Origin of the sequence: Mobilicoccus sp. (assembly GCF_032060985.1) — a bacterium.
In the GTDB taxonomy this organism is placed as follows: Bacteria; Actinomycetota; Actinomycetes; order Actinomycetales; family Dermatophilaceae; genus Mobilicoccus.
The window spans coordinates 64,351-88,120 of record NZ_DAMBGD010000006.1 but is presented as its reverse complement, the minus strand read 5'-3'; the positions used below and the strand labels follow the sequence as shown (position 1 = coordinate 88,120).

Annotated in this window: 15 protein-coding genes and 1 tRNA gene; 5 read left to right on the top strand and 11 right to left on the bottom strand. The window is 71.3% G+C overall.

Annotation, left to right across the window (positions count from 1 at the left end):
• Positions 1–54: 54 nt before the first annotated feature.
• From RT054_RS06800 to rpsA, 4 genes are all read right to left on the bottom strand, one after another.
• Positions 55–1,071 (bottom strand): type II CAAX endopeptidase family protein, encoded by a 1,017-nt coding sequence (locus RT054_RS06800; RefSeq protein WP_313022711.1) that lies wholly within the window; start codon positions 1,069–1,071, stop codon positions 55–57.
• 145 nt (positions 1,072–1,216) lie between these two features.
• Complete coding sequence (gene coaE, locus RT054_RS06795; protein ID WP_313022710.1) at positions 1,217–2,404, bottom strand: dephospho-CoA kinase; 1,188 nt, start codon at positions 2,402–2,404, stop codon at positions 1,217–1,219.
• A 108-nt stretch (positions 2,405–2,512) separates the two neighbouring features.
• Complete coding sequence (locus RT054_RS06790; protein ID WP_312722592.1) at positions 2,513–3,688, bottom strand: hypothetical protein; 1,176 nt, start codon at positions 3,686–3,688, stop codon at positions 2,513–2,515.
• Between the two features lie 165 nt (positions 3,689–3,853).
• Positions 3,854–5,314, bottom strand: a complete 1,461-nt coding sequence (rpsA, locus tag RT054_RS06785) for a 30S ribosomal protein S1 (protein WP_312722591.1) — start codon at positions 5,312–5,314, stop codon at positions 3,854–3,856.
• A 288-nt stretch (positions 5,315–5,602) separates the two neighbouring features.
• Between rpsA and RT054_RS06780 the strand changes: the two genes are divergently transcribed.
• The 3 genes from RT054_RS06780 to RT054_RS06770 all read left to right on the top strand — a co-directional run bounded on the left by RT054_RS06780 (position 5,603) and on the right by RT054_RS06770 (position 9,491).
• Complete coding sequence (locus RT054_RS06780) at positions 5,603–6,535, top strand: class I SAM-dependent methyltransferase (protein ID WP_313022709.1); 933 nt, start codon at positions 5,603–5,605, stop codon at positions 6,533–6,535.
• A 67-nt stretch (positions 6,536–6,602) separates the two neighbouring features.
• Complete coding sequence (locus RT054_RS06775; protein ID WP_313022774.1) at positions 6,603–8,318, top strand: formate--tetrahydrofolate ligase; 1,716 nt, start codon at positions 6,603–6,605, stop codon at positions 8,316–8,318.
• Between the two features lie 72 nt (positions 8,319–8,390).
• Positions 8,391–9,491 (top strand): ionic transporter y4hA, encoded by a 1,101-nt coding sequence (locus RT054_RS06770; RefSeq protein ID WP_313022708.1) that lies wholly within the window; start codon positions 8,391–8,393, stop codon positions 9,489–9,491.
• Positions 9,492–9,578: 87 nt separating this feature from the next.
• On the opposite strand, the gene polA is transcribed toward RT054_RS06770, so the two are convergent.
• Positions 9,579–12,329, bottom strand: a complete 2,751-nt coding sequence (gene polA, locus RT054_RS06765; RefSeq protein ID WP_312721186.1) for a DNA polymerase I — start codon at positions 12,327–12,329, stop codon at positions 9,579–9,581.
• A 199-nt stretch (positions 12,330–12,528) separates the two neighbouring features.
• On the opposite strand from polA, the gene RT054_RS06760 reads away from it, so the two are divergent.
• Positions 12,529–12,996, top strand: a complete 468-nt coding sequence (locus tag RT054_RS06760; RefSeq protein ID WP_313022706.1) for a hotdog fold thioesterase — start codon at positions 12,529–12,531, stop codon at positions 12,994–12,996.
• 90 nt (positions 12,997–13,086) lie between these two features.
• Here RT054_RS06760 and RT054_RS06755 read toward each other — a convergent pair whose 3' ends face one another.
• Entirely contained in the window at positions 13,087–13,674 is a 588-nt protein-coding gene (locus tag RT054_RS06755; protein WP_312721182.1) for a GNAT family N-acetyltransferase, read from the bottom strand.
• 202 nt (positions 13,675–13,876) lie between these two features.
• Here RT054_RS06755 and RT054_RS06750 point away from each other — a divergent pair, with 202 nt between their 5' ends.
• Entirely contained in the window at positions 13,877–14,755 is an 879-nt protein-coding gene (locus RT054_RS06750) for a DUF554 domain-containing protein (protein WP_313022704.1), read from the top strand.
• Between the two features lie 103 nt (positions 14,756–14,858).
• Here RT054_RS06750 and RT054_RS06745 read toward each other — a convergent pair whose 3' ends face one another.
• The 5 genes from RT054_RS06745 to gltB form a co-directional block, all read right to left on the bottom strand.
• Positions 14,859–15,464 (bottom strand): response regulator, encoded by a 606-nt coding sequence (locus RT054_RS06745; protein WP_312721178.1) that lies wholly within the window; start codon positions 15,462–15,464, stop codon positions 14,859–14,861.
• 220 nt (positions 15,465–15,684) lie between these two features.
• Positions 15,685–15,767: transfer RNA gene (locus RT054_RS06740), tRNA-Leu, on the bottom strand.
• Between the two features lie 117 nt (positions 15,768–15,884).
• Positions 15,885–17,303 (bottom strand): pyruvate kinase, encoded by a 1,419-nt coding sequence (gene pyk, locus RT054_RS06735; RefSeq protein WP_312721176.1) that lies wholly within the window; start codon positions 17,301–17,303, stop codon positions 15,885–15,887.
• A gap of 279 nt (positions 17,304–17,582) precedes the next feature.
• Entirely contained in the window at positions 17,583–19,037 is a 1,455-nt protein-coding gene (locus tag RT054_RS06730) for a glutamate synthase subunit beta (protein WP_312721174.1), read from the bottom strand.
• Positions 19,030–23,577, bottom strand: coding sequence for a glutamate synthase large subunit (gltB, locus tag RT054_RS06725; protein WP_313022703.1), 4,548 nt, complete (start codon positions 23,575–23,577; stop codon positions 19,030–19,032). Before gltB ends, RT054_RS06730 begins: the two co-directional genes overlap by 8 nt.
• Between the last annotated feature and the right edge of the window lie 193 nt (positions 23,578–23,770).

Below are 23,770 nucleotides of genomic sequence, written 5' to 3'. Positions count from 1 at the left end.
GCGTCGCCCCGGTCCTCACCGGGGCGACGCACGAGCTGTGGGAACGAGTTCCGCTCACGCCATGACGGGGCGAGCGACGCGCACCGCGACGTCACCACGCCGCAGCCACCACACGAGAGCGGCGGCGCACAGGGCGACGAACACGATCTGAACGAGCATGAACGGTCCACCGACGCCGACGCTGCGGTCGAAGGCCTTGGCCATGTCCGTGGTGTAGGCGCCGATGACGCCGCTCACGACGTTGTTCACCACGTGCATCGCGATCGGCACCTCGATGCCGCCCGTGAGCTTGGCTGCGACGGCGAGCGTCGCGCCGAAGGCGAAGTAGTAGAGGTTGAGCCAGGGGTCGGCCGCGAAGTGGGCGGTCATGAACAGCAGCGACGAGATCAGCAGGCCGACGGCGAAGCCGGCGCGCTCCCCCGCGAACCACGACCCGATGCCGCGCAGCACGTACCCGCGGAAGAAGACTTCCTCTGCCGCCGCCTGGAAGGGCATGAGGAGCGCCCCGATGAGGGCGTAGGCGAGCCAGTCGGCGCCGCGGGGGCCGGTGTCGGGGGTCAGGCTCATGAAGACGATCATGTAGATGACGAAGACCGGCAGCAGCACGGCGATCATGCGCCACAGCCAGGTCCACCGCAGGCCGCCGAGGACGGAGAACGTGTACCCCCACGGCTGCCCGTGGATGAAGCGGACGATCACCCACGTGATCGGCAGCAGCAGGACGAGCGACAGGAGCGTGACCCCGTACATGAGGGGGCTCATCTCCAGCATCTCCATCGAGAAGTCCCCACCGTTGGACGCGGCGAGGTAGATCCCGACCCCGAAGATCAGGCCGACGTTCGCGATGAGGAACACGACGACGGCGCCGAGGATCGCGACGACCGGCTTCCACCATCTCGCCGTGGCGGTCCGGAGGGTCTCCGGATAGGTCTGCCCCTCCCGCGGCATCCCCGGCGCGGGGACGGGGCCGCCCGCCGGGACGCTCGAGGACGGCGTGCCCACCGTGGCGGACGCGGGGTGTCCGGTCGGGTAGTCGATGTGGTTCGGGTCTCGCCCGTTGATCTCGGTCATGACTCCACTGTGGCGTCTGGGTGGGCCTCGTGCCGGTGCCCCACGTCACGGGCTCGGGTGAGGATCTCAGGTGCCGGCATGACAGATGTCATGGGCCGTGAGGTCGGCGCTGCGGGATGTCGTGGCGCCGTGCGACCTCAGGCGCTCAGTCGTGCCACCCGGAGCGACGTGCCCAGGCCTGCATCCGCGGCCACGCCTCGTTGAACCAGGGCTCCTTGGCCTCGGCATAGGCGGCCGTCGACTCGTGCGCCTCGGCGAGTTGCCGCTTGACCTCGGTGTACTCCTCCCGCGCCATCGAATCCCCCCGGAGCCAGTCGCGGAACAACAGTGCGTACTGCCATCCCGCGCTGGAGAGCTCACGCACGTGGACGTGGGTGACCCGGCCCGGGTCCGACGAACCGTGGAACCGCTTGACCCACAGGGAGGGATCGGGCATCGCGTCGGTCGGGTGGTCCATCCGGTAGTCGTCGACGCGCGGGAACCCCGCGGCGGCGAGGGCCTCGACGAACGCCGGGTCGTCGGCCTCACGCAGGTCGCGGACGCCGACCTGGATGTCGATGACGTCCTTGCCGGCCATGCCCGGCACGCTCGTCGAGCCGACGTGTTCGATCTCCGGCGCCCGGTCCCCGAGGACGAAGGACAGGCGGTCGCTCAGCCGCGCCGCCGCCTGTTCCCAGCCCGGGTCGTACGGACTCACGACGGGGGTCGGACGCCGGTGGATGTCCCCCTCGCGCACGTTCTCGGCGAACGGCAGGAGGCGTTCGCGCCAGAGCCTGTCGACCTGCGCGCACAGGTCGGCCTCGTCCCCAGTGTTGTCGAGGACGACGTCGGCGGCCTCACGACGGGCCGCGTCCGAGGCCTGATGCGCCATGCGCATCTGGGCGTCCGCCGCCGTGAGGCCCCGTGCGACGAGCCGCGCGATGCGGGTCTCGGCAGGCGCCTCCACCACGACGACGAGGTGGTACCGGCGTCCCATCCGCTTCTCCACGAGCAGTGGCACGTCGTGGACGATGACCGCGTCCGCCGGCGCCGCCTCGACGATCTCCTGCGTGCGCGCGGCGATGAGGGGATGAGTGATCTCCTCGAGGTCACGCCGCGCCTGCTCGTCGTCGAAGACGCGCGCGGCGAGGGCGGCACGGTCGAGCGAGCCGTCGCCGGTGAGGACGTCCCCGCCGAAGCGTTCGGTCACCCGCCGAAGGCCTTCGCCGCCGGGACGGAGCACCTCGCGTGCGAGGGCGTCCGCATCCACGACGATCGCGCCCGTCTCGCGCAGGCGTTGCGCCACGGTCGACTTGCCGGATCCGATTCCGCCGGTGAGGCCCACGGTGAACATGACGACACTCTAGGCCCGCCCGCGCGCCGTCGCTGGCGACTCGGTCGACGCCGGTGCGTCCGGCGGCGCGGGGACGGCATGTCGCAGGCCGCAGCAGTCGATCCGTCCTCACCCGGTGCTCAGGCGGTCGACCGTGCGTCCCACGTCGAACGACGCCCGGGTGCGGGTGTCCGTGCACGTGACGACCGACTCGGTGGCCGTGCACGTGATGCCCGAGGTCGACAGGGTCGAGCCGGGGGTCAGCGCGGCCGATCGTCGACCGTCGAGGACGACCGTCGCGTCCCACCCCGACCGGTGCCAGGCCGTGAGCGGTGCCCCGAGCGCGGCCGTCTCCGGCCCCGCCTCGCCCGCGCACGTCCGCTTCGCCCGACCGCCACTGATGACGAACGTCCGGCCGTACGGGCGCCCGTCGCACGGCGCGGCGTTTGTGGGTGGGCCGGCCGGGTTGCTCGTCTGGTTGCTCGTCGGGGTGCTCGTCGCCTCTCGGGACGGACTCGCGGGGGCGGTGGGGGCCGTCGTGGGCGGCGGGGGTGTCCACGTGGATCGGGCGACGTCGCACCAGACCGCGTCACCGTTCATCACGCAGTGGACGTTGCCGTCCGTCGTGAGGAAGGACGCCTCGGAGACGGTCACCGTGCGGGGACCGGAGGATCGGCGTCGGTCGAGGAGGACGAGCGCCCCGTCGCGCCAGGCGAGCGTGGCCTCGTACTGCGTCACCGGGGCGTCGGCGGAGTCGAACGCGGTCCACTCCACACGCACCTCTCCCCCGGGGGTACGCAGAGCCCTCACGACGGCGTACTTCAGCCGCTGCACGGTGCCGATGTCGAACGAGGCGAGCGGGGTCGCCGTGTCGGTGTAGAGGACGAGGGAGTCGGGGACCGGGTTCCCGTCGACGGTGCAGCTCATTACGCCGACGAGGTCGAGGCCGCCGTCACCGGTCAGGTCGGCGCCCACGGGTGGAACCGGGTCCATGCCCGCCGAGTACCCGTCGACGACCTGCAGGGTCGTGCTGGTCGTTCCCACCGACCCGCGATAACTCGACAGATGGTGCACCGGCAGGCCGCACGCGGCGGGCGCCGAGCGGATCGCGCGCAGATCGACGTCGGGTGCCCGCTGCGGGGGCGCCGTCGTCGGTGCGACCGTGACGACCTCGGGGAGCGGGCCGGCCGCCGGGGGACCCGCGGGAGGTGTCCGCGGGGAGTCGTCGCTGCAGCCCGCGAGGGACAGGAGGCAGAGCGAGGCCGCGGCCACCACGGCCGCCCGGCGTTCGGCGACACCGCCCATCGGCACTCCTCGACTCGGCCCTCCCTCTCACAGACGACCGAACCCCCCTGCATCTGAGGACAATTCCCGTACCTGCCAGCCGTCGAAGACGCCACGGGCCCCTTCCTCGAGGTGAGGAAGGGGCCCGTGGTCACCGGACCGGGCGCGTGGCCCGACCGGGGTGGATCAGTTGCCCGTGAGCTTCTCGCGCAGCGCGGCGAGGGCCGCGTCGGAGGCGAGGGTGCCCTCGGTGCTCTCCTGGGACTCCGTGGTCCCACCGGAGGAGTAGGACGTGGCCGCCTCCGCGCCGCCACCGGAGGCCGCGGCCTCGGCGTCGGCCTTGAGGGCCTCCTCGACCTGGGTGCGGTGAGCCTCCCAGCGGGCGTGCGCCTCGGCGTACTGGCGCTCCCACTTCTCGCGGGCCTCCTCGTAACCCTCGAGCCACTCGTTCGAGTCGGCGTCGAAGCCCTCGGGGTACTTGTAGTTGCCCTGCTCGTCGTACTCGGCCGCCATGCCGTAGAGCGTGGGGTCGAACTCCATGTTCGCGACCGCGGCGTCGTTGGCCTGCTTGAGCGAGAGGGAGATGCGCCGACGCTCGAGGTCGATGTCGATGACCTTGACGAAGATCTCCTGACCGACCTGGACGACCTGCTCCGGCAGTTCGACGTGACGCTCGGCGAGCTCGGAGATGTGCACGAGACCCTCGATGCCGTCGTCGACGCGGACGAACGCACCGAACGGGACGAGCTTGGTGACCTTGCCCGGCACGACCTGGCCGATGGCGTGGGTGCGGGCGAAGTGCTGCCACGGGTCTTCCTGCGTCGCCTTGAGCGAGAGGGAGACGCGCTCGCGGTCCATGTCGACGTCGAGGACCTCGACCTTGACCTCCTGGCCCACCTCGACGACCTCGGACGGGTGGTCGATGTGCTTCCAGGACAGCTCGGAGACGTGGACGAGACCGTCGACACCGCCGAGGTCGACGAACGCACCGAAGTTGACGATCGAGGACACGACACCGCCGCGGACCTGGCCCTTGCCGAGCTCCTGGAGGAAGTTCGTGCGGACCTCGGACTGCGTCTGCTCGAGCCACGCGCGACGCGAGAGGACGACGTTGTTGCGGTTCTTGTCGAGCTCGATGATCTTGGCCTCGATCTCCTTGCCGACGTAGGGCTGGAGGTCGCGCACGCGACGCATCTCGACGAGAGAGGCCGGGAGGAAGCCGCGGAGGCCGATGTCGAGGATGAGGCCGCCCTTGACGACCTCGATGACGGTGCCGGTGACGACGCCGTCCTCCTCCTTGATCTTCTCGATCGTGCCCCAGGCGCGCTCGTACTGAGCGCGCTTCTTGCTCAGGATCAGCCGGCCTTCCTTGTCCTCCTTCTGGAGGACGAGGGCCTCGACCTCGTCGCCGACGCCGACGACCTCGTTGGGGTCGACGTCGTGCTTGATGGACAGCTCGCGCGAGGGGATGACGCCCTCGGTCTTGTAGCCGATGTCGAGGAGAACCTCGTCACGGTCGACCTTGACGATGACGCCTTCGACGATGTCGCCATCGTTGAAGTGCTTGATGGTCGAGTCGATCGCGGCGAGGAGGTCTTCCTCGGAACCGATGTCGTTGATCGCGATCTCGGGGTGGCTGACAGTCATGTAGTGGGGACTCCGATGTGGACAGTTGGTCGGGGGGCGGCGGCGACGCCGACGCCCTCTGTGGACGGTGTGAACAAGAGTGGTGCTCCTGGCCGACCTGGGGGGCGATCGCCTCCACCGCATGGGCGGGAGGAGACCACCGGAGGTGAATGACACGGCGTCACGACGAGCACGTCGTTCGGCGGGTGGTCGGCCACGCGCGCCCGTGGACACAGCGGGCGCACCGTCTCAGTCTATCCGGGGCCCCTCGACCGCGTAAAGCCGGTGCGACCTCGGCAGACTGTGCCCATGCCGCATCCCGACGCCCACCGAGCCCCGGATCGACCCACCGACGGCGACGACGGGCGCGGCGACGAGACGGCGAGCGTCGAGGAGGTGTGGACGGCGGCCGGGTACGACGAGGACGTCGACGCGCTCGAGACGGCGCGGGCGAACCGGTCGTGGTGGGACGCGGAGGCGCAGGACTACTACGCCGAGCACGGCGCCTTCCTCGGCGACGCCGAGCTGGTGTGGGGCCCGGAGGGCGTGCGCGAGTCCGATCTCCACCTGCTCGGCGACGTGCGGGGCCGCCGCGTGCTGGAGTTCGGCGCCGGGGCGGCTCAGGGCGCGAGGTACCTCGCGACGCGCGGGGCCACCGTCGTCGCCACCGACCTCTCGCTCGGCATGCTGCGGCAGGCGCGACGGATCGACGCGGCTCGCGCCCGGGACGCCGCTCGCGCGGAGGAGCCGGGGTCCCCGAACGGGCCGTTGCCGCTGCTTCAGTGCGACGCATGCGCCCTGCCGTTCGCGGACGGCTCGTTCGACGTCGTGTTCTCCGCCTACGGCGCGGTGCCCTTCGTCGCGGACTCGGCGGCCCTGCTGCGCGAGTGCGCGCGGGTCCTCGCCGGCGAGGGGCTGCTCGTGTTCTCCACGACCCACCCGATCCGGTGGGCGTTCCCGGACGTCCCCGACGCGGCCGGGCTCACCGCCACGATGTCGTACTTCGACCGCACCCCCTACACCGAACGCGTAGGCGCCGGCGAGGGCCCGCTCACCTACGCCGAGCACCACCGCACCCTCGGCGACCGGGTCCGGGAGATCACGGCGGCCGGGTTGCGGCTCGTCGACCTCGTCGAGCCCGAGTGGCCCGCCCACAACCGGCAGACGTGGGGCGGCTGGAGTCCGCTGCGCGGGCGCCTCCTGCCCGGCACGGCGATCTTCGTGTGCCGCCGATCGGGGTAGGCACGTCCCGCCTCTCCCCCGTCGCGCACCGAGCCTGCGTGCTCCCCCTCGGACGGCTCCGCGCATGATGGAGGGTGTGAGCACCGTCGAACACCCCTTCCCCTCGGACATCGAGATCGCCCAGAGCGCCGAGCTCGCACCCATCCCCGACGTCGCCGCCACCGTGGGCATCGCGCCGGAGCACCTCGTGCCCTACGGCCGCCACGTCGCCAAGGTGGAACTCGAGGCGATCGACGCCCTGGCGCATCTGCCGAACGCGAAGTACGTCGTCGTCACCGCGATCACGCCGACACCGTTGGGCGAGGGGAAGACGACGACCGCGGTGGGGCTCGCGCAGGGGCTCGCGAAGATCGGCCGCAAGCCCGTGCTCGCCCTCCGGCAGCCCTCCCTCGGCCCGGTGTTCGGCGTCAAGGGTGGGGCGGCCGGCGGCGGGTACAGCCAGATCGTGCCGATGGAGACCCTCAACCTCCACCTCACGGGTGACTTCCACGCCGTCACCGCGGCGCACAACCTCCTCGCGGCGATGGTCGCGAACCACCTCCACTTCGGCAACGAACTGGGTCTGCACGAGATCCAGTGGCGCCGTGTGCTCGACATGAACGACCGCTCGCTGCGCAACATCATCGAGGGCTGCGGCACCCTCAACGACGGCGTCACCCGGCAGACCGGGTTCGACATCACGGCAGCTTCCGAGGTCATGGTCATCCTGTCGCTCGCGACGTCGCTGGAGGACCTGCGGGATCGGCTCGGGCGGATCGTCGTCGGGTTCACCAAGGACAGGACGCCGGTGACGGCGGAGCAGATCGGGGCCGCCGGGGCGATGGCCGTGCTGCTCAAGGACGCCCTGCAGCCCAACCTCATGCAGACCCTCGAGCACACGCCGGCGTTCATCCACACCGGCCCGTTCGGCAACATCGCGACGGGCAACTCCTCGATCATCGCGGACCGCATCGGGATCAAGGCCGGCGACATCCTCCTCACCGAGGCGGGGTTCGCCGCCGACATGGGCGCCGAGCGGTTCTTCAACGTCAAGTGCCGTGCCGCCGGACTCACCCCGAACGCGGCCGTCATCGTCGTCACGGTGCGGGCGCTCAAGTCCCACTCCGGCCGGTTCCGGGTCAAGGCCGGTTCCCCGTTGCCGGAGGAGATGCTCGCCGAGAACCCCGCGGACGTCGAGGCGGGCGCGGTCAACCTGCGGAAGCACATCGAGATCATCCGCGGGTTCGGCGTCCAGCCGGTCGTCGCGATCAACGCCTTCCCCACCGACTTCCCCTCCGAGCACGACGTCATCCGCCGCGTCGCCGAGGAGATGGGCGCCCGGGTCGCCGTGTCGACGCACGTCCGCGACGGCGGCGACGGGGCCGTCGAACTCGCGCGCACGGTCGTCGAGGCGTGTGGCGACGAGGTCCACTTCACCCCGACGTACGAGTTCTCGGATCCGCTCGAGACGAAGATCGAGAAGATCGCGACGGGGGTCTACGGGGCGAGCGGCATCCAGCTCTCCCCCGCGGCCCAGAAGTCGCTCGCGATGTACACCGACCAGGGGTACGGCGACCTGCCGGTGCTCATCGCCAAGACGCCGATGTCGCTCTCCCACGACGCGACCCTCAAGGGCGTGCCGACCGGGTGGACCCTGCCGGTCCGCGAGGTCCGCCTCGCCGCAGGGGCGGGATACGTCTACGCGATCTGCGGGACGATGATGACGATGCCCGGCCTGTCGAAGTCCCCGGCCGCCATGCGCATCGACCTCGACGCCGCCGGCAACATCGTCGGACTGTTCTGACCCGCGCCCCCGATCCCCGCGCCCGCCGCAGAGGCGCCGCCGATGAGGGGACATTCAGCCGATCATGATGGGATGACCAGCATGGCTGTCGCTCATCCCCGTCTCCCGTCCTGGACCACCCTGGCACCCATCCTCGCGATCATCGCCCTGGCCCTGGTGTGGGGGCGGGACATCGGGCCGGTCGTCGTCGGGATCGTCGCGGTCCTCCTCGCCGCCGCGGTGCTCTCGGCCGTCCACCACGCCGAGGTCGTGGCCCACCGGGTCGGCGAACCCTACGGCTCCCTCGTGCTCGCCGTCTCCGTCACCGTCATCGAGGTGGCCCTCATCGTCACCCTCATGGCCAGTGGCGGCCCGGAGGTCGCCACCCTGGCCCGCGACACGGTCTTCGCCGCGCTCATGATCACGACGAACGGGATCCTCGGGCTCTCGCTCCTCCTCGCGTCGCGGCGTCACGGCACCGCCCACTTCAACCGCGACGGCACCGGCGCCGCACTTGCGACCGCGCTCACCCTCGCGGTGCTCTCCCTCGTCGTCCCGACGTTCACGAGCACGCCGGGCCCGGAGTTCACCGGTCCCCAACTCGTGTTCGCGGCCATCGCCTCGCTCGTCCTGTATCTGCTGTTCGTGTCGACCCAGGCCAAGACGCACCGCAACTTCTTCCTCCCCGTCGACGCCGAGGGCGGCCTCCTCGAACTCCACCATGCCTCACCGCCGAGCCATCGGGCCGCGTGGTGGAGTTTCGGTCTTCTCCTCGTCGCGCTCGTCGCCGTCGTCGGGTTGGCCAAGGTGGAATCACCCGTGCTCGAGGCGGCCGTCCGGTCGGTCGGGCTGCCCCACGCCTTCGTCGGCGTGCTCATCGCCCTGCTCGTCCTCGCCCCCGAGACCCTCGCCGCGGCCCGCGCCGCTCGCCGTGGCCGCACTCAGATCTCGCTCAACCTCGCCCTCGGCTCGGCGATGGCGAGCATCGGTCTCACGATCCCGACGATCGCCGTCGCGTCGATCTGGCTCGAGGGGCCGTTGCACCTCGGTCTCGGCTCACTGCACATGGCTCTGCTCGCCGTGACGGCCGTCGTCGCGATCCTCACGGTCGTGCCGGGCCGGGCGACGCGCCTGCAGGGCGGCGTGCACCTCGTGCTCTTCGCCTCCTACGTCTTTCTCGCCGCGAACCCCTGAGCTGGACTCACGCACCCCAGGGCCCGATTCCTCGTCCTCGTCCTCGTCTGCCCTCGCCCCGGTGGAGGGGGGGACGTCTGGCGCCCGTCAGTGCTCGGCGTCCTGCCAGGACCGGCCGGTGCCGATGTTGACCTCGAGTGGGACCGCGAGGTCGGCGGCCCCACCCATGTGCCGGCGGACGAGGTCGGTGACGGCGTCGAGCTCACCGGGGGCGACCTCCAGCACGAGTTCGTCGTGGACCTGCAGCAGGACCCGCGAGGACAGGTCGGCCTCGCGCAGCCCCGCGTCGACGGCGAGCATCGCGACCTTGACGATGTCCGCGGCCGAGCCCTGGATGGGGGCGTTGAGCGCCATGCGCTCGGCCATCTCGCGCCGCTGCCGGTTGCCCGAGTCGAGGTCGGGCAGATAGCGGCGACGACCGAACATCGTCTCGGTGTAGCCCACGGCCCGGGCATCGTCGACGACCTGCCGCAGGTAGTCGCGGACCCCGCCGAAGCGGAGGAAGTACTCGTCCATGAGGCCCTTGGCCTCGGCCGTCGAGATCGACAACTGCTTGGAGAGCCCGAACGCCGACAGGCCGTAGGCGAGCCCGTACGACATCGCCTTGACCTTGCTGCGCATGGCGGGCGTCACGCCCTCCGGCGGCACCCCGAACACGCGGCTGCCGACGAAACGGTGCAGGTCCTCGCCGCTCTGGTAGGCCTCGATGAGGCCATCGTCGCCGGACAGGTGCGCCATGATGCGCATCTCGATCTGGCTGTAGTCGGCCGACATGAGGGTCTCGTAGCCCTCGCCGACGACGAACACCGAACGGATGCGGCGACCTTCGTCGGTGCGGATCGGGATGTTCTGCAGGTTGGGGTCGGTCGAGGAGAGCCGTCCGGTGGCGGCGATCGTCTGCTGATAGGTCGTGTGGATACGGCCGTCGGGCGCGATCGACTTGATGAGGCCCTCGACCGTGACGCGAAGCCGCGTCGCGTCACGGTGGCGCAGCAGCGCCTCGAGGAACGGGTGCTCGGTCTTGACGAAGAGGTCGGCGAGGGCGTCGGCGTCGGTGGTCCAGCCCGTCTTCGTCTTCTTGGTCTTCGGCATGTCGAGCTCCTCGAAGAGCACGACCTGCAACTGCTTGGGCGAACCAAGGTTGACCTCGTGACCGATCGCGTCGAAGGCGTCGGCCTGGGCCTGGTCGACCTTGGTCGCGAAGTGCGACTCCAGCTCCTCCAGCGCCGGCAGGTCGGCGGCGATGCCCACGCGCTCCATACCGGCGAGGACGTGGACGAGGGGCAACTCAATGTCGCGGAGCAGCTCGGTGCCCCCGGACTCCTCGACCTTGCCCGAGAGCACGTGCCACAGGTCGAGCACGGCGCGGGCCCGGCTCATCGCCCGGCGTGCCTCGGTGTCGTTCTCCCCCACGGCGAAATCGAGCGTGCCCTGCCCGGCCTGCTCCTTCTCCGGGGCGAGCAACTCCCGGTGCAGGTACCGCACCGACAGGTCGGCGAGGTCGTAACTGCGCTGGTCGGGACGCACGAGATAGGCCGACAGCGCCGTGTCGCCCGCGAGGCCCGCCACCGGCCAGCCGCGCTCGCCCAGCATGCGCATCTGCGGCTTCGCGTCGTGGAAGACCTTGGGGCGCGCGGGGTCGCCGAGCCACGCCCCCACCGCCGTTTCGGCGGCCGGGTCGAGGTCGGGGAGGGCGACGAACGCGACCGCGCCGCCGGCGTCCGCCGCGCCGTCGTCGGTGACGACACCCCCCTGAGGCAGGGGGCCGCCGCCCGCGGCGAGGGCGAGGCCCTCCGCGTCCCCCTCCCCCTTGGCCCAGGTGCCGAGGACGGCGACGCCGACCGGCACGCCGGTCGGGGCGTGTCGCTCGAGCCACCCCGGCACCTCGGCGGGCTCCAGCACGACCCCGTGCACCTCGAGCGCCTCACCGGCCGTCTCCTCCGGCGCCGACTCGAACGTGGCGAACAGCCGGTCGCGCAGCACCCGGAACTCGAGGCTGTCGAACACGCGGTGCACCTCGTCACGGTCCCAGGAGGCCCGCTCGAGATCGTCGAGGGTGACCGGCAGGGCGACGTCACGGACGAGCGCGTTGAGTCGCCGGTTGCGCAGCACACCGTCGAGGTGCGCGCGCAGGTTCTCCCCCGCCTTGCCCTTGATCGCGGTGACGTTGGCGACGATGCCCGTGAGGTCGCCGTACAGCCCGAGCCACTTGGCCGCCGTCTTGGGACCCACACCGGGGACCCCGGGCAGGTTGTCCGAGGACTCCCCCACCATCGCGGCCAGGTCCGGGTACCGCTCGGGCCGCACGCCGTAGCGCGCCTCGACGGCGTCGGGCGTCATGCGGGCGAGCTCGGAGACGCCCTTGACCGGGTAGAGCACCGTCGTGGAGTCGGTGACGAGCTGGAACGCGTCGCGGTCGCCGGTGACGATGAGCACCTCGTCGAACGAGGCGCCCTCGGCCCCCGGCTCGTTCGCCCGGGTGGCGAGGGTGGCGATGATGTCGTCGGCCTCGTAACCGTCCACCTCGACGTGGCGGATGCGCAACGCGTCGAGCACCTCCTTGAGCAGCGAGACCTGCCCGCGGAACTCGTCCGGCGTGGCACTGCGGGTGGCCTTGTACTCGGCGTACTGCTCCGTGCGGAAGGTCTGGCGCGAGACGTCGAACGCCACGGCGAGATGTGTGGGGTCCTCGTCGCGCAGGACGTTGATGAGCATCGCCGTGAACCCGTAGACCGCGTTCGTCGTCTGCCCCGTCGTCGTGGAGAAGTTCTCGGCCGGTAGGGCGAAGAACGCACGGTAGGCGAGGGAGTGCCCGTCGAGAAGGAGGAGTCGGCTCACGGGTGCGAGCCTAGACGGCCGCACCGACAACCGTCCGATCCGGTCGCGCCGCGCCTCCGGGTGTCCACCCGCCGCCACGACACTCGCCGACACCCCGAACCGGCCCCACCTCCGCGCCCGACGAACCACGCCCGATGACACGATGGCACCCGACGCACCCCCGGTGGCCGCAGCGCCACCCACATCGGTAGGAGACCGCATGACCGACGACATCCCCGACATCGCCAAGGACGCGGCGAAGGACAACACCCTCGGCCGCCTCGGGCAGCACGTCCAGGGCGACGGCCATACCGGAACCCTCATGGAGCGCATGGGGATCCGCATCCAGGAGGTCTCTGCGGAGGGAGCCCGCGGCACGATGCCGGTCGAGGGCAACGTCCAGCCCTACGGCATCCTCCACGGCGGCGCGAACGCCGTCCTCGCCGAGACCCTCGGCTCCTACGCGGCCTCCGTGCACGCCGGGGAGGGACGCGCGGCCGTGGGCATCGAGCTCAACTGCACCCACCACCGCGCCGCGCGCTCCGGCATCGTCACCGGCGTCGCCCGCGCGATCCAGCTCGGGGGGAGCCTGGCCTGCTACGAGATCGTCGTCACCGACGAGCACGACAAGCGCCTGTGCACCGCACGACTCACCTGCCTCGTCCGGGAACGACCCCCGGCGCTCTGACCCCGTCGACGCGAGAGCCCGCCCGCGCACGTCACGGGCGGGCTCTCGCGTCAGTGGGGTCCGCGGTCGGTGGACTCGGGGACGGTGTGCTCAGGAGACGACGAACGCCTCGACGACCGGCTCGCGGCGCTGCTGGGCGCGACGCCGACGTTGGACGAGCAACTGGTCGACGTGCCCGGGACGGACCTCCGGGCCCCGGAGGCGGCGCAGGAGCGTCGAGGTCTGCGCGACGCGGCGCGTGACGACGGCGGCGAACCCGAGGCGCGCGAGGGTGCGGTTGGCGTCCTTGGCCTGGGTGGGCAGGGCACACCCGACGTGGTCGACGCCACGCTTCTGTGCCAGCCCGGCGACCGCGGTGAGGAGGCAGCGTCCGACGCCCTGCCCGCGTGCCTCGGGGAGCACGTACAGGTCCTCGATTCCCAGCGAGGGGACGTCCAGCTGCGCGGTGAGGGGCAGCGACGACGCCCACACGTACCCGACGACGCGACCGTCGAGCACGGCGGCGAGCATGGTCACGTAATCCCTGGTCACCGCCTCGGCGAACCGGCCCTCGTCGACCGCGCGGCGCGCGGATTCACGGGAGTGACCACCCTCCCCCCGACGCTCGACCCACATCTCGGCGAGGACCTCGAGGTCGTCTCGGCACATCGGCACGACGGAGGGCTGACAACGAGCCACGGTGGTCACCTCGAGGGAGCTCAGGGGGGTGTCCCGACGCCGGGACGTCCCGCGCTGGGCGGGACTCGCGACGCAGGGGTTCGGGACGGACGCTCAGAGCATAGTGGTCGGTCGTCCGACCGGGAAGTCCCGAGGCCCCCCTCCTGCGGACGCCGCCTCGGGACGCGCCGCCCGTCGCCCGCAACCCCCTACTGTGTGCGCCATGGACACCCCGTTCCCCGGCCTCGGCACCCTCATCAACACCGTCACCGTCCTCGTGGGTGCCCTCCTCGGCATGGCCGTGGGTCATCGGTTCGCCGACCGCACCCGCACGATCGTCACCGACTGCCTCGGGCTCGTCACGCTGCTCATGGCCGCCCTGTCGGCGATGGCGGTCACCTCGCCCGCGTTCGCCGCCGACGTGGGGCCCTCCGCCCCCGTCCTCATCGTCCTCGGCAGCCTCGTCGTCGGCGGCATCCTCGGCTCCACCCTGCGCGTCGAGGACCGCCTCGAGGGCCTCGCCGGCACCGTGCGGGACGCCGTGATGCGGCGACTCTCCCGCGGCACGGCCACGACGGCGACAGCGGCGGCAACGGCCACGGCGACGACGAAGGCGACGGTGAGGGCGGAGGCGACGGTGAGGGCGGAGGCGACGGCGACGGTCGAGGACCCGACGGCGGCAGCCGATGCTCGCGAACGGTTCATCGAGGGCTGGCTCACCGCCACCCTGCTGTTCTGCGTGGGGCCGCTGACGATCCTCGGGTCCATCAACGACGGCCTCGGCCGGGGCATCGACCAGCTCGCCGTGAAGTCCGCGCTCGACTTCTTCGCCGCGATGGCCTTCGCGTCGACGTTCGGGATCGGAGTGGCGTTCTCGGCCGTGTCCGTCCTCGTCATCCAGGGCGCGCTCACGCTCGTGGGCCTGTTGCTGGGTTCGGTGATGCCGGAGTCGCAGATCATGGCGCTCACCGCGACGGGCGGCCTCCTCCTCGTCGGCATCGCCTTTCGCCTGCTCGACATCAAGCACGTCCGTGTCGGCGATCTCCTTCCCGCCCTCGTCGTCGCCCCCCTGCTCACGGCCGGCGTGGCCGCGCTTCACTGAGACGCGCCCGCCGCACCGCACACCGCGTCGCCCGCACGCGGGCCATACGCGCGCGGGCCGCCACCGGCGTCGGTGGCGGCCCGCGCGTGCGGTGCGGTCGCGGCTACTTCTGCGGCATCCCGGCGATGACGGCGTCGGCGACGTCCTTCATGCCGAGGCGCCGATCCATCGCGGTCTTCTGGATCCAGCGGAACGCGTCCTGCTCGGAGAGCTTGAGCTGCTTCATGAGGATGCCCTTGGCGCGGTCGACGACCTTGCGGGTCTCGAGCCGGTCGGCGAGGTCGGCGACCTCGGCGGTGAGCGCCTGCCACTCCTCCCAGCGGGACCGGGCGATGGCGATCGCGGGGCGGAGGTCGTCGATGGAGAACGGCTTGACGACGTAGGCCATGACACCGGCGTCGCGGGCACGCTCGACGAGGTCCTTGTCGCTGAAGGCCGTGAGCATGACGACCGGGGCGATCCGCTCCTCGCCGACGGTCTTGGCCGCGGTGAGCCCGTCCATCTCCGGCATCTTGATGTCCATGATCGCGAGATCGGGGCGGTGCTCACGGATGGCCTCCACGGCGGCCGCTCCATCGCCTGCCTGGGCGACGACCTCGTAGCCGGCGTCCTCGAGCATCTCGGCGAGGTCGAGGCGGATGAGGGCCTCGTCCTCGGCGATGACGATCCGCAGATTGGCGGGGGCGGCGGGATTCTCCGTTGAAGTCACGCCCACCACGATAAGGGTCGGCGTCACCTGGGAAGACACTCGGACGCCTGTGGTGTGCGCAATGCCTCACCCCTACGGCCGTCGGGACCGGGCGAGGGTGTCGGGACGCGTGGCGCCGCTCACAGGTGGGCGGATTCCCCGGACACACGACAGGGCGAACCGAGCGGTCCGCCCTGTCGTGTGGTCGTGCGTCGCCTCGACGTCCCAGACGTCGCGCGTGTGCCGAGGGCGGGACTTGAACCCGCACGGGCTTTCGCCCAGAGCATTTTGAGTGCTCCGTGTCTGCCATTCCACCACCCCGGCGGGTGTGCGGCGCCCAGTCTACCCGGGCACCGGGGCCGTCTCCGTGAGCCCGGGGCCCGGTGGCCACGGTGTCGCCGTCGCCGCGCGCGACGACGCCGGCGACGGGCTCGTCCCGCCTCAGTCGGCGAGGCCCCCGACGCGGTGGACCTGCAACGCGTTCGTCGAGCCGGGGACGCCGTGGGGGCGGCCGGCGACGACGACGATCGTGTCGCCGTGGGTGCAGCGGGCCTGTTCGAGCAGGATGCGGTCGACCGCCGCGACCATCGCCGAGGTGTCCTCGAGCTCGGGGATGTTGAACGCCGTGATGCCCCACGTGAGCGCCAGGCGGCGACGGGTGTGCGGCTTCTGCGTGAAGGCGAGCATCGGCAGCGTGGGGCGCACGCGCGACATGCGCCGCGCGGAGTCACCGGAGCTCGTGAACGTGACGAGGTACTTGGCGTTGACGTACTGGCCGATCTCGGCGGCGGCCTTGGTGACGGCGCCACCGGTGGTGTGCGGCGTCGTGCCGAGCGGGGGGATGCGGGAGAGGCCGTGGTCCTCGGTGTTCTCGATGATGCGCGCCATCGTCTGCACCGCGAGGATCGGCCAGGCGCCGACGCTCGTCTCCCCGGAGAGCATGATCGCGTCCGCGCCGTCGAGGACGGCGTTGGCGCAGTCGGAGGCCTCGGCGCGGGTGGGGCGGGAGTTCTCGATCATCGACTCGAGCACCTGGGTGGCGACGATGACCGGCTTGGCGTCGCGGCGGGCGAGCTCGACGGCGCGCTTCTGGACGAGCGGGACCTCCTCGAGCGGCATCTCGACCCCGAGGTCACCGCGGGCGACCATGATGCCGTCGAACGCCCGGACGATCTCCTCGAGGTTCGCGACGGCCTGCGGCTTCTCGACCTTGGCGAGGACCGGACGGGAGAGCCCGACCTCGGCCATGATCTCGTGCACGCGGGTGATGTCGGAGGCGTCCCGGACGAAGGACAGCGCGATCCAGTCGGCGCCGACGCGCAACGCCCACCGCAGGTCGTCCTCGTCCTTCTCCGACAGGGCCGGGACGCTGACGGCGACGCCGGGCAGGTTGATGCCCTTGTTGTTGCTCACCGTGCCGCCCTCGAGCGTCACGCACGTGACGTCGGTGTCGGTGACGGCCGTGGCCTGGAGCTTGATCTTGCCGTCGTCGATGAGGAGCAGGTCACCGACGCGCACGTCCCCCGGCAGACCCTTGTAGGTCGTGCCGACGCGCTCGGCGTTGCCGTCGACCTCGTCGGTCGTGATCGTGAAGATGTCGCCGACCGCGAGGTGGATGGGCCCGGCGGAGAACCGACCGGTGCGGATCTTGGGACCCTGGAGGTCGACGAGCACGGCCACCGCGCGGCCCGACTCGGCCGCGGCCTCGTGGACCCAGCGGATGGACTGCTCGTGCTCCTCGTAGGAGCCGTGGGAGCGGTTGATCCGGGCGACGTCGATACCGGCATCGACGAGGCGACGGATGTCCTCCTTGCTGTTGACGGCGGGGCCCAGGGTGCTGACGATCTTCGCGCGGCGCATGACCCCATTCTAGGAGGGGCACTCCGACTCCCCTGCCACCGGAGGTCGGACGGCAGCGGAGTCGTTCGGTGAACATTGCCCGAACGAGCATTCGCGACCGTGGTCGTGCCCGGGGATCGGTGACGTCCGGGGCCGTGGCCGAGGTGGGCTCACCGCCGCCCTCCAGCCGGATGACGTCATCGATGAGGTCATCGATCCGGGGGTCAGGACCCTGGATTCGATGACGTCACCGATGACGTCATCGGCGGGGTGGGGCGGGCATGGCGGGGTGGACGGGGCTCAGACCATCAGCGCGCGGTCGCTCGGGGCGATGGGGCGCGGGAGGGTCGAGGTGCCCGACAACCACGCGTCGACGCCTCGCGCCGCGCTGCGCCCCTCGGCGATGGCCCACACGATGAGCGACTGCCCACGTCCGGCGTCACCGGCGACGAAGACGCCCGGCATGCGGGTCATGAAGTTCTCGTCGCGCACGAGCGAGGTGCGGTCGTCGACCTCGAGGCCGAGCTGTTCGACCAGCCCCCCGCCCTCGGGGCCGACGAAGCCCATCGCGAGGAGGACGAGCTGGGCCGGGATGACCCGCTCGCTGCCCTCGACCTCGACGGGGCGGCCGTTCTCGAACGCGACCTCGTTGAGGCGCAGGCCGGTGACGTGGCCGTCCTCGCCGACGAACTCCTTCGTGCCGACCGAGTAGACGCGGTCGCCGCCCTCCTCGTGGGCGCTCGCGACGCGGTAGAGCATCGGGTAGGTCGGCCACGGGTGCGCCTCGGACCGCTGCTCCCCCGGCATCGGCATGATCTCGAGGCTCGTCACCGACCGGGCGCCCTGACGGTGGGCCGTGCCGATGCAGTCGGCGCCGGTGTCGCCGCCGCCGATGACGACGACGTCCTTGCCGGTCGCGAGGATCTGGCCCTCGACCTCCTGCCCGACGGCGACGCGGTTGCCCTGTGGCAGGTACGTCATCGCCTGGTGGATGCCCTCGAGGTCGCGCCCGGGGACGGGAAGGTCGCGCGGCACCGTGGCGCCGGTCGCGATGACGACCGCGTCGTAGCGACGACGGAGGTCCTCGGCCGTGATGTCGACGCCGATCTCGACGCCGGTGCGGAACCGGGTGCCCTCGGCGCGCATCTGCGCGAGACGGCGGTCGAGGACCGACTTCTCCATCTTGAACTCGGGGATGCCGTATCGGAGCAGCCCGCCGGCCTTGTCGGCCCGCTCGAACACCGCGACCGTGTGACCGGCGCGGGTGAGCTGCTGGGCGGCGGCGAGCCCGGCGGGTCCCGACCCGATCACGGCGACCGTGCGGCCCGACAGGCGCTCGGGGATGATCGGTTCGACGCGGCCGAGGTCGAACGCCTTCTCGACGATGCTCACCTCGACCTGCTTGATGGTCACCGCCGGCTGGTTGATGCCGAGGACGCACGCCGTCTCGCAGGGCGCGGGACACAGCCGCCCGGTGAACTCGGGGAAGTTGTTCGTCGCGTGGAGCCGCTCGATGGCCTCGGGCCAGCGACCGTTCCACGTGAACGTGTTCCACTCGGGGATGAGGTTGCCGAGCGGACACGCGCTGTGACAGAACGGGATCCCGCAGTCCATGCACCGGCTCGCCTGGTCGCGGAGCTCGCCCTCGGACTGCTCCTCGTAGACCTCCCGCCAGTCCTTGATGCGGACGGGGACGGGACGCCGGGCGGGCAGCGCACGGTCGCGGTGCTTGAGAAAGCCCTGGGGGTCAGCCACGGGTCACCTCCATGATGCGCTCCCACACGTCGGGGGAGTCGGGGGACAGTCCTTGTGACGCCGCCTGCTCGCGGACGTCGAGGACGCGCTGGTATGCGCGCGGAAGAACGAGGGAGAAGCGGGCCCGGGCGGCCTCCCAGTCGGCGAGGAGCCCGGCGGCGACGGCCGACCCCGTCTCCTCGACGTGCCGGGTGAGCAGTCCGCGCAGCACCTCGTCGTCGGAGTCCCGCAGACGCAGGACGTCGACGAGTTCGCCGTTGACGCGGTGGTCCTCGAGGTCGAGGACGTAGGCGAGGCCGCCGGACATGCCGGCGCCGAAGTTGCGGCCCACGGCGCCGAGGACGACCACGCAGCCTCCGGTCATGTATTCGCAGCCGTGGTCGCCGACGCCCTCGACGACGGCGGTGGCACCCGAGTTCCGCACGCAGAAGCGCTCGCCGGCCTGGCCGCGCAGGAAGATCTCACCGCTGGTCGCGCCGTACCCGACGACGTTGCCGGCGATGACGTTCGCCTCGGCCGCGATGGGCGACCCGGGCGCCGGGCGGACGATGATCCGCCCGCCGGAGAGCCCCTTGCCGACGTAGTCGTTGGCCTCGCCGAGCAGCCGCAGCGTGACGCCCCGGGGGACGAACGCGCCGAGGCTCTGCCCTGCCTCCCCCGACAGCTCGACGGTGATGTGGTCCTCGGGCAGCCCGTCGGGGTTCGCGACCGTGACCTCGTGCCCGAGCATCGTGCCGACCGTGCGGTCGACGTTGCGGATCGTCGCCGTGATCTCGACGGGGCCGCCCCCGTCGATCGCGGCGCGGGCCTGTGCGATGAGGTCGACGTCGAGGGACTCCCCGAGCGCGTGGTCCTGCCCCTGGGTGCAGTAGCGGGTCGACCCGTCGTCGGGCACGGCCTCGACGAGCAGCGGCGCGAGGTCGAGACCCGAGGCCTTCCAGTGGGCCACGGCGTCGGCGGTGTCGATGACCCCCGCCTGGCCGACGGCCTCCTGGATCGAGCGGAAGCCCAACGCGGCGAGGTACTCGCGGACCTCCTCGGCGATGTACTCGAAGAACGTCTCGACGAACTCCGGCTTGCCCGAGAAGCGTTCCCGCAACTCCGGGTTCTGGGTGGCGATACCGACCGGGCACGTGTCCTGGTGGCAGACGCGCATCATGATGCAGCCGCTGACGACGAGCGGGGCCGTGGCGAAACCGAACTCCTCGGCGCCGAGCAGCGCCGCCACGACGACGTCGCGGCCCGTCTTGAGCTGCCCGTCGGCCTGGACGACGATGCGGTCGCGCAGATGGTTGAGGACGAGCGTCTGTTGGGTCTCGGCGAGACCGAGCTCCCACGGCGCCCCCGCGTGCTTGAGGGAGGTGAGCGGCGAGGCGCCGGTGCCGCCGTCGTGACCCGAGATGAGCACGACGTCCGCGTGGGCCTTGCTCACGCCCGCCGCGACCGTGCCCACGCCGACCTCGGAGACGAGCTTGACGTGGATGCGCGCGTTGGGGTTGGCGCACTTGAGGTCGTGGATGAGCTGCGCGAGGTCCTCGATCGAATAGATGTCGTGGTGCGGCGGCGGGCTGATGAGCCCGACGCCGGGGGTGCTGTGACGGGTCTTCGCCACCCACGGGTACACCTTGGTGCCGGGGAGCTGACCGCCCTCGCCGGGCTTCGCGCCCTGCGCCATCTTGATCTGGATGTCGTCGGCGTGGGTGAGGTAGAGGCTCGTCACGCCGAAACGGCCCGAGGCGACCTGCTTGATCGCGCTGCGGCGCACGGGGTCGAGCAGCCGCTCACGGTCCTCCCCGCCCTCGCCGGTGTTCGACTTGCCACCGAGACGGTTCATCGCGATCGCCAGGGTCTCGTGGGCCTCCTGGCTGATGGAGCCGTAGCTCATCGCGCCGGTGGAGAACCGCTTGACGATCTCGGAGACCGGCTCGACCTCCTCGATCGGCACCGGCGGGCGCACGCCCTCGCGGAACGTGAAGAGCCCGCGCAGCGTCATGAGGCGGCGGCTCTGGTCGTCGACCCGCTCGGTGTACTGCTTGAACGTGTCGTACCGACGCGCCCGCGTCGAGTGCTGGAGACGGAACACCGTCTCCGGGTCGAACAGGTGGGGCTCTCCCTCACGGCGCCACTGGTACTCCCCGCCGATGGGGAGCACCCGGTGGGAGGGGGCGATGCCGTCCTTGGGGTAGGCGACGGCGTGACGGGCGGCGACCTCCTCGGCGATGACGTCGAGACCGACGCCACCGAGCTGGCTCGTCGTGCCCGTGAAGTAGGCGTCGACGACCTCCTGGGAGAGCCCGATGCACTCGAAGACCTGCGCGCCGCGGTAGGACGCGACCGTGCTGATGCCCATCTTCGACATCACCTTGAGCACGCCCTTGCCGAGCGCCTTGATGAGGTTGTGCACCGCGTCCTCGGCGGTGACGCCGGGCAGTCCGCCGCGGCGCACGAGGTCCTCGACGGACTCCATCGCGAGGTAGGGGTTGACGACGGCCGCGCCGTACCCGATGAGGAGGGCGACGTGGTGGACCTCGCGCACGTCACCGGACTCGATGATGAGACCGACGTCGGTGCGGGTCTTCTCGCGCACGAGGTGGTGGTGCACGGCCGCGGTGAGCAGCAGCGAGGGGATCGGCGCCTGGTCGGGACCGGAGTCGCGGTCGGAGAGGACGATGAACTTCGCGCCGCGGCTGATCGCGAGGGAGACCTCCTGGAAGATCATCTCGAGGCGGCGGCGCATCGCCGGCGCTCCCCCGGCGACGTCGTACAGACCCTTGACGACGACCGTGCGTCGCTCGCCCTGCACCTCGCCGAAGACGTCCTCGTCGATGTGGACGATCTTGGCGAGGTCGTCGTTGTCGATGACGGGGAACGGCACGGAGATCTGGCGGGCGTGCTCGGGGCCGGGCTCGAGCAGGTTGCCCTCGGGGCCGAGGACCGAGCCGATCGAGGTGACGAGTTCCTCGCGGATGGCGTCGAGCGGCGGGTTGGTGACCTGCGCGAACAGCTGCGTGAAGTAGTCGAAGATGAGCCGCGGCCGCTCCGAGAGCACGGCGATCGGCGTGTCCGTTCCCATGGAACCGAGCGCCTCGGCGCCGGTGCGGGCCATGGGTCCGAGGATGATCCGCAGCTCCTCCTGGGTGTACCCGAAGGTCTGCTGTCGGCGCGCGACGGAACTCGGCGAGTGCAGGATGTGCTCCCGTTCGGGGAGGTCCTCGAGACGCACGAGGCCGTCGGCGAGCCACTGCTCGTAGGGGTGCTCCGCCGCGAGGGCGGCCTTGACCTCGTCGTCGCCGACGATGCGTCCCTGCTCGGTGTCGACGAGGAACATCCGCCCGGGCTTGAGGCGACCGCGCCGCTTGACGCGCTCGGGCTCGATGGGAAGCACGCCGGCCTCGGAGCCGAGGACGACGAGCCCGTCCTCGGTGACCCAGTAGCGCCCGGGACGCAGGCCGTTGCGGTCGAGGACCGCGCCGACGAGACGCCCGTCGGAGAACGCGACGTTGGCCGGGCCGTCCCACGGCTCCATGAACATCGAGTGGTACTCGTAGAAGGCGCGGCGGGCCGGGTCCATCTCGGCGTGGTTCTCCCACGCCTCGGGGATCATCATGAGCACCGCGTGCGGCAGCGACCGGCCGCCGAGGTGGATGAGCTCGAGGGCCTCGTCGAAGCTCGCGGAGTCCGACGCGCCGGGGGTGCAGATCGGGAACAGGCGCGAGAGGTCGTCGCCGAGCAGGTCCGTCTCGAGCCGCGACTCGCGGGCGCTCATCCAGTTGCGGTTGCCCTTGACGGTGTTGATCTCACCGTTGTGCGCGATGAGGCGGAACGGGTGCGCGAGGGTCCACGTGGGGAAGGTGTTGGTGGAGAACCGGGAGTGGACGAGCGCGATCTCGCTCTCGAGGCGGGGGTCGGACAGGTCGGGGTAGAACGTCGTGAGCTGACCCGGGGTGAGCATGCCCTTGTAGACGTGGGTGCGGCACGACAGCGAGGGGAAGTACACCTCGAGGTCGCGTTCGGCGCGCTTGCGCAGACAGAACGCGCGCCGCTCCAGCGGCAGCCCCTTGAGTCCGGCGGTGTCGGCCACGAGGAAGACCTGCGCGAACGTCGGCATGACCTCCAGGGCGGCCCTGCCGATGCCGGTGGGGTCGGTGGGGAGGTCACGCCACCCGAGGACGGTCAGCCCCTCCTCGGCCGCGAGGCGGGCGAGGCCATCGCGGACCTCGGCGGCCTCGTCGGCGTCCTGCGGCAGATAGGCCGTGCCCACGACGTACTGCCCCACCTGAGGGAGCTCGAACTCGACGACCTCGCGGAAGAACGCGTCGGGGATCTGCGTGAGGATGCCGGCGCCGTCGCCCACGTCCGGGTCGGCGCCGGTGGCGCCGCGGTGGTCGAGGTTGAGCAGGGCCTGGAGGCCGTACTCGACGATGTCGTGTCCGGGCGTACCGCGCAGCGTCGCGACCATCGCGACACCACAGGCGTCACGCTCGCGCGCCGGGTCGTACAGACCCTGAGCGGCCGGGAGTGCGGAGAACGCAGGAGGCATGTCTCACCGTCCTTGGTGGGCGTGTCTCGGCCGTGGCCGAGGAGGGGGTGGGGATCGACCCACCCCCGATGCGGGGACGCGGCCGACGAGGGCGCGTCCTCGGCCCGGTGTCGGGATGGGGTGGGGCGCACCCGGCCTGGACGACGATGGCCAGTGAGGAGAGGGTAGCGCCGCGTCTCGTCAGGGATTGAGA

Excerpts from the sequence above, each read along its gene's own strand:
- gltB (WP_313022703.1), bottom strand. The coding sequence starts at position 23,577 with ATGCCTCCTGCGTTCTCCGCACTCCCGGCCGCTCAGGGTCTGTACGAC.
- rpsA (WP_312722591.1), bottom strand. The coding sequence starts at position 5,314 with ATGACTGTCAGCCACCCCGAGATCGCGATCAACGACATCGGTTCCGAG.
- pyk (WP_312721176.1), bottom strand. The coding sequence starts at position 17,303 with ATGCGCCGCGCGAAGATCGTCAGCACCCTGGGCCCCGCCGTCAACAGC.
- RT054_RS06780 (WP_313022709.1), top strand. The coding sequence starts at position 5,603 with ATGCCGCATCCCGACGCCCACCGAGCCCCGGATCGACCCACCGACGGC.
- RT054_RS06750 (WP_313022704.1), top strand. The coding sequence starts at position 13,877 with ATGGACACCCCGTTCCCCGGCCTCGGCACCCTCATCAACACCGTCACC.
- RT054_RS06770 (WP_313022708.1), top strand. The coding sequence starts at position 8,391 with ATGACCAGCATGGCTGTCGCTCATCCCCGTCTCCCGTCCTGGACCACC.
- RT054_RS06790 (WP_312722592.1), bottom strand. The coding sequence starts at position 3,688 with ATGGGCGGTGTCGCCGAACGCCGGGCGGCCGTGGTGGCCGCGGCCTCG.
- RT054_RS06800 (WP_313022711.1), bottom strand. The coding sequence starts at position 1,071 with ATGACCGAGATCAACGGGCGAGACCCGAACCACATCGACTACCCGACC.
- RT054_RS06775 (WP_313022774.1), top strand. The coding sequence starts at position 6,603 with ATGGAGGGTGTGAGCACCGTCGAACACCCCTTCCCCTCGGACATCGAG.
- coaE (WP_313022710.1), bottom strand. The coding sequence starts at position 2,404 with ATGTTCACCGTGGGCCTCACCGGCGGAATCGGATCCGGCAAGTCGACC.
- RT054_RS06760 (WP_313022706.1), top strand. The coding sequence starts at position 12,529 with ATGACCGACGACATCCCCGACATCGCCAAGGACGCGGCGAAGGACAAC.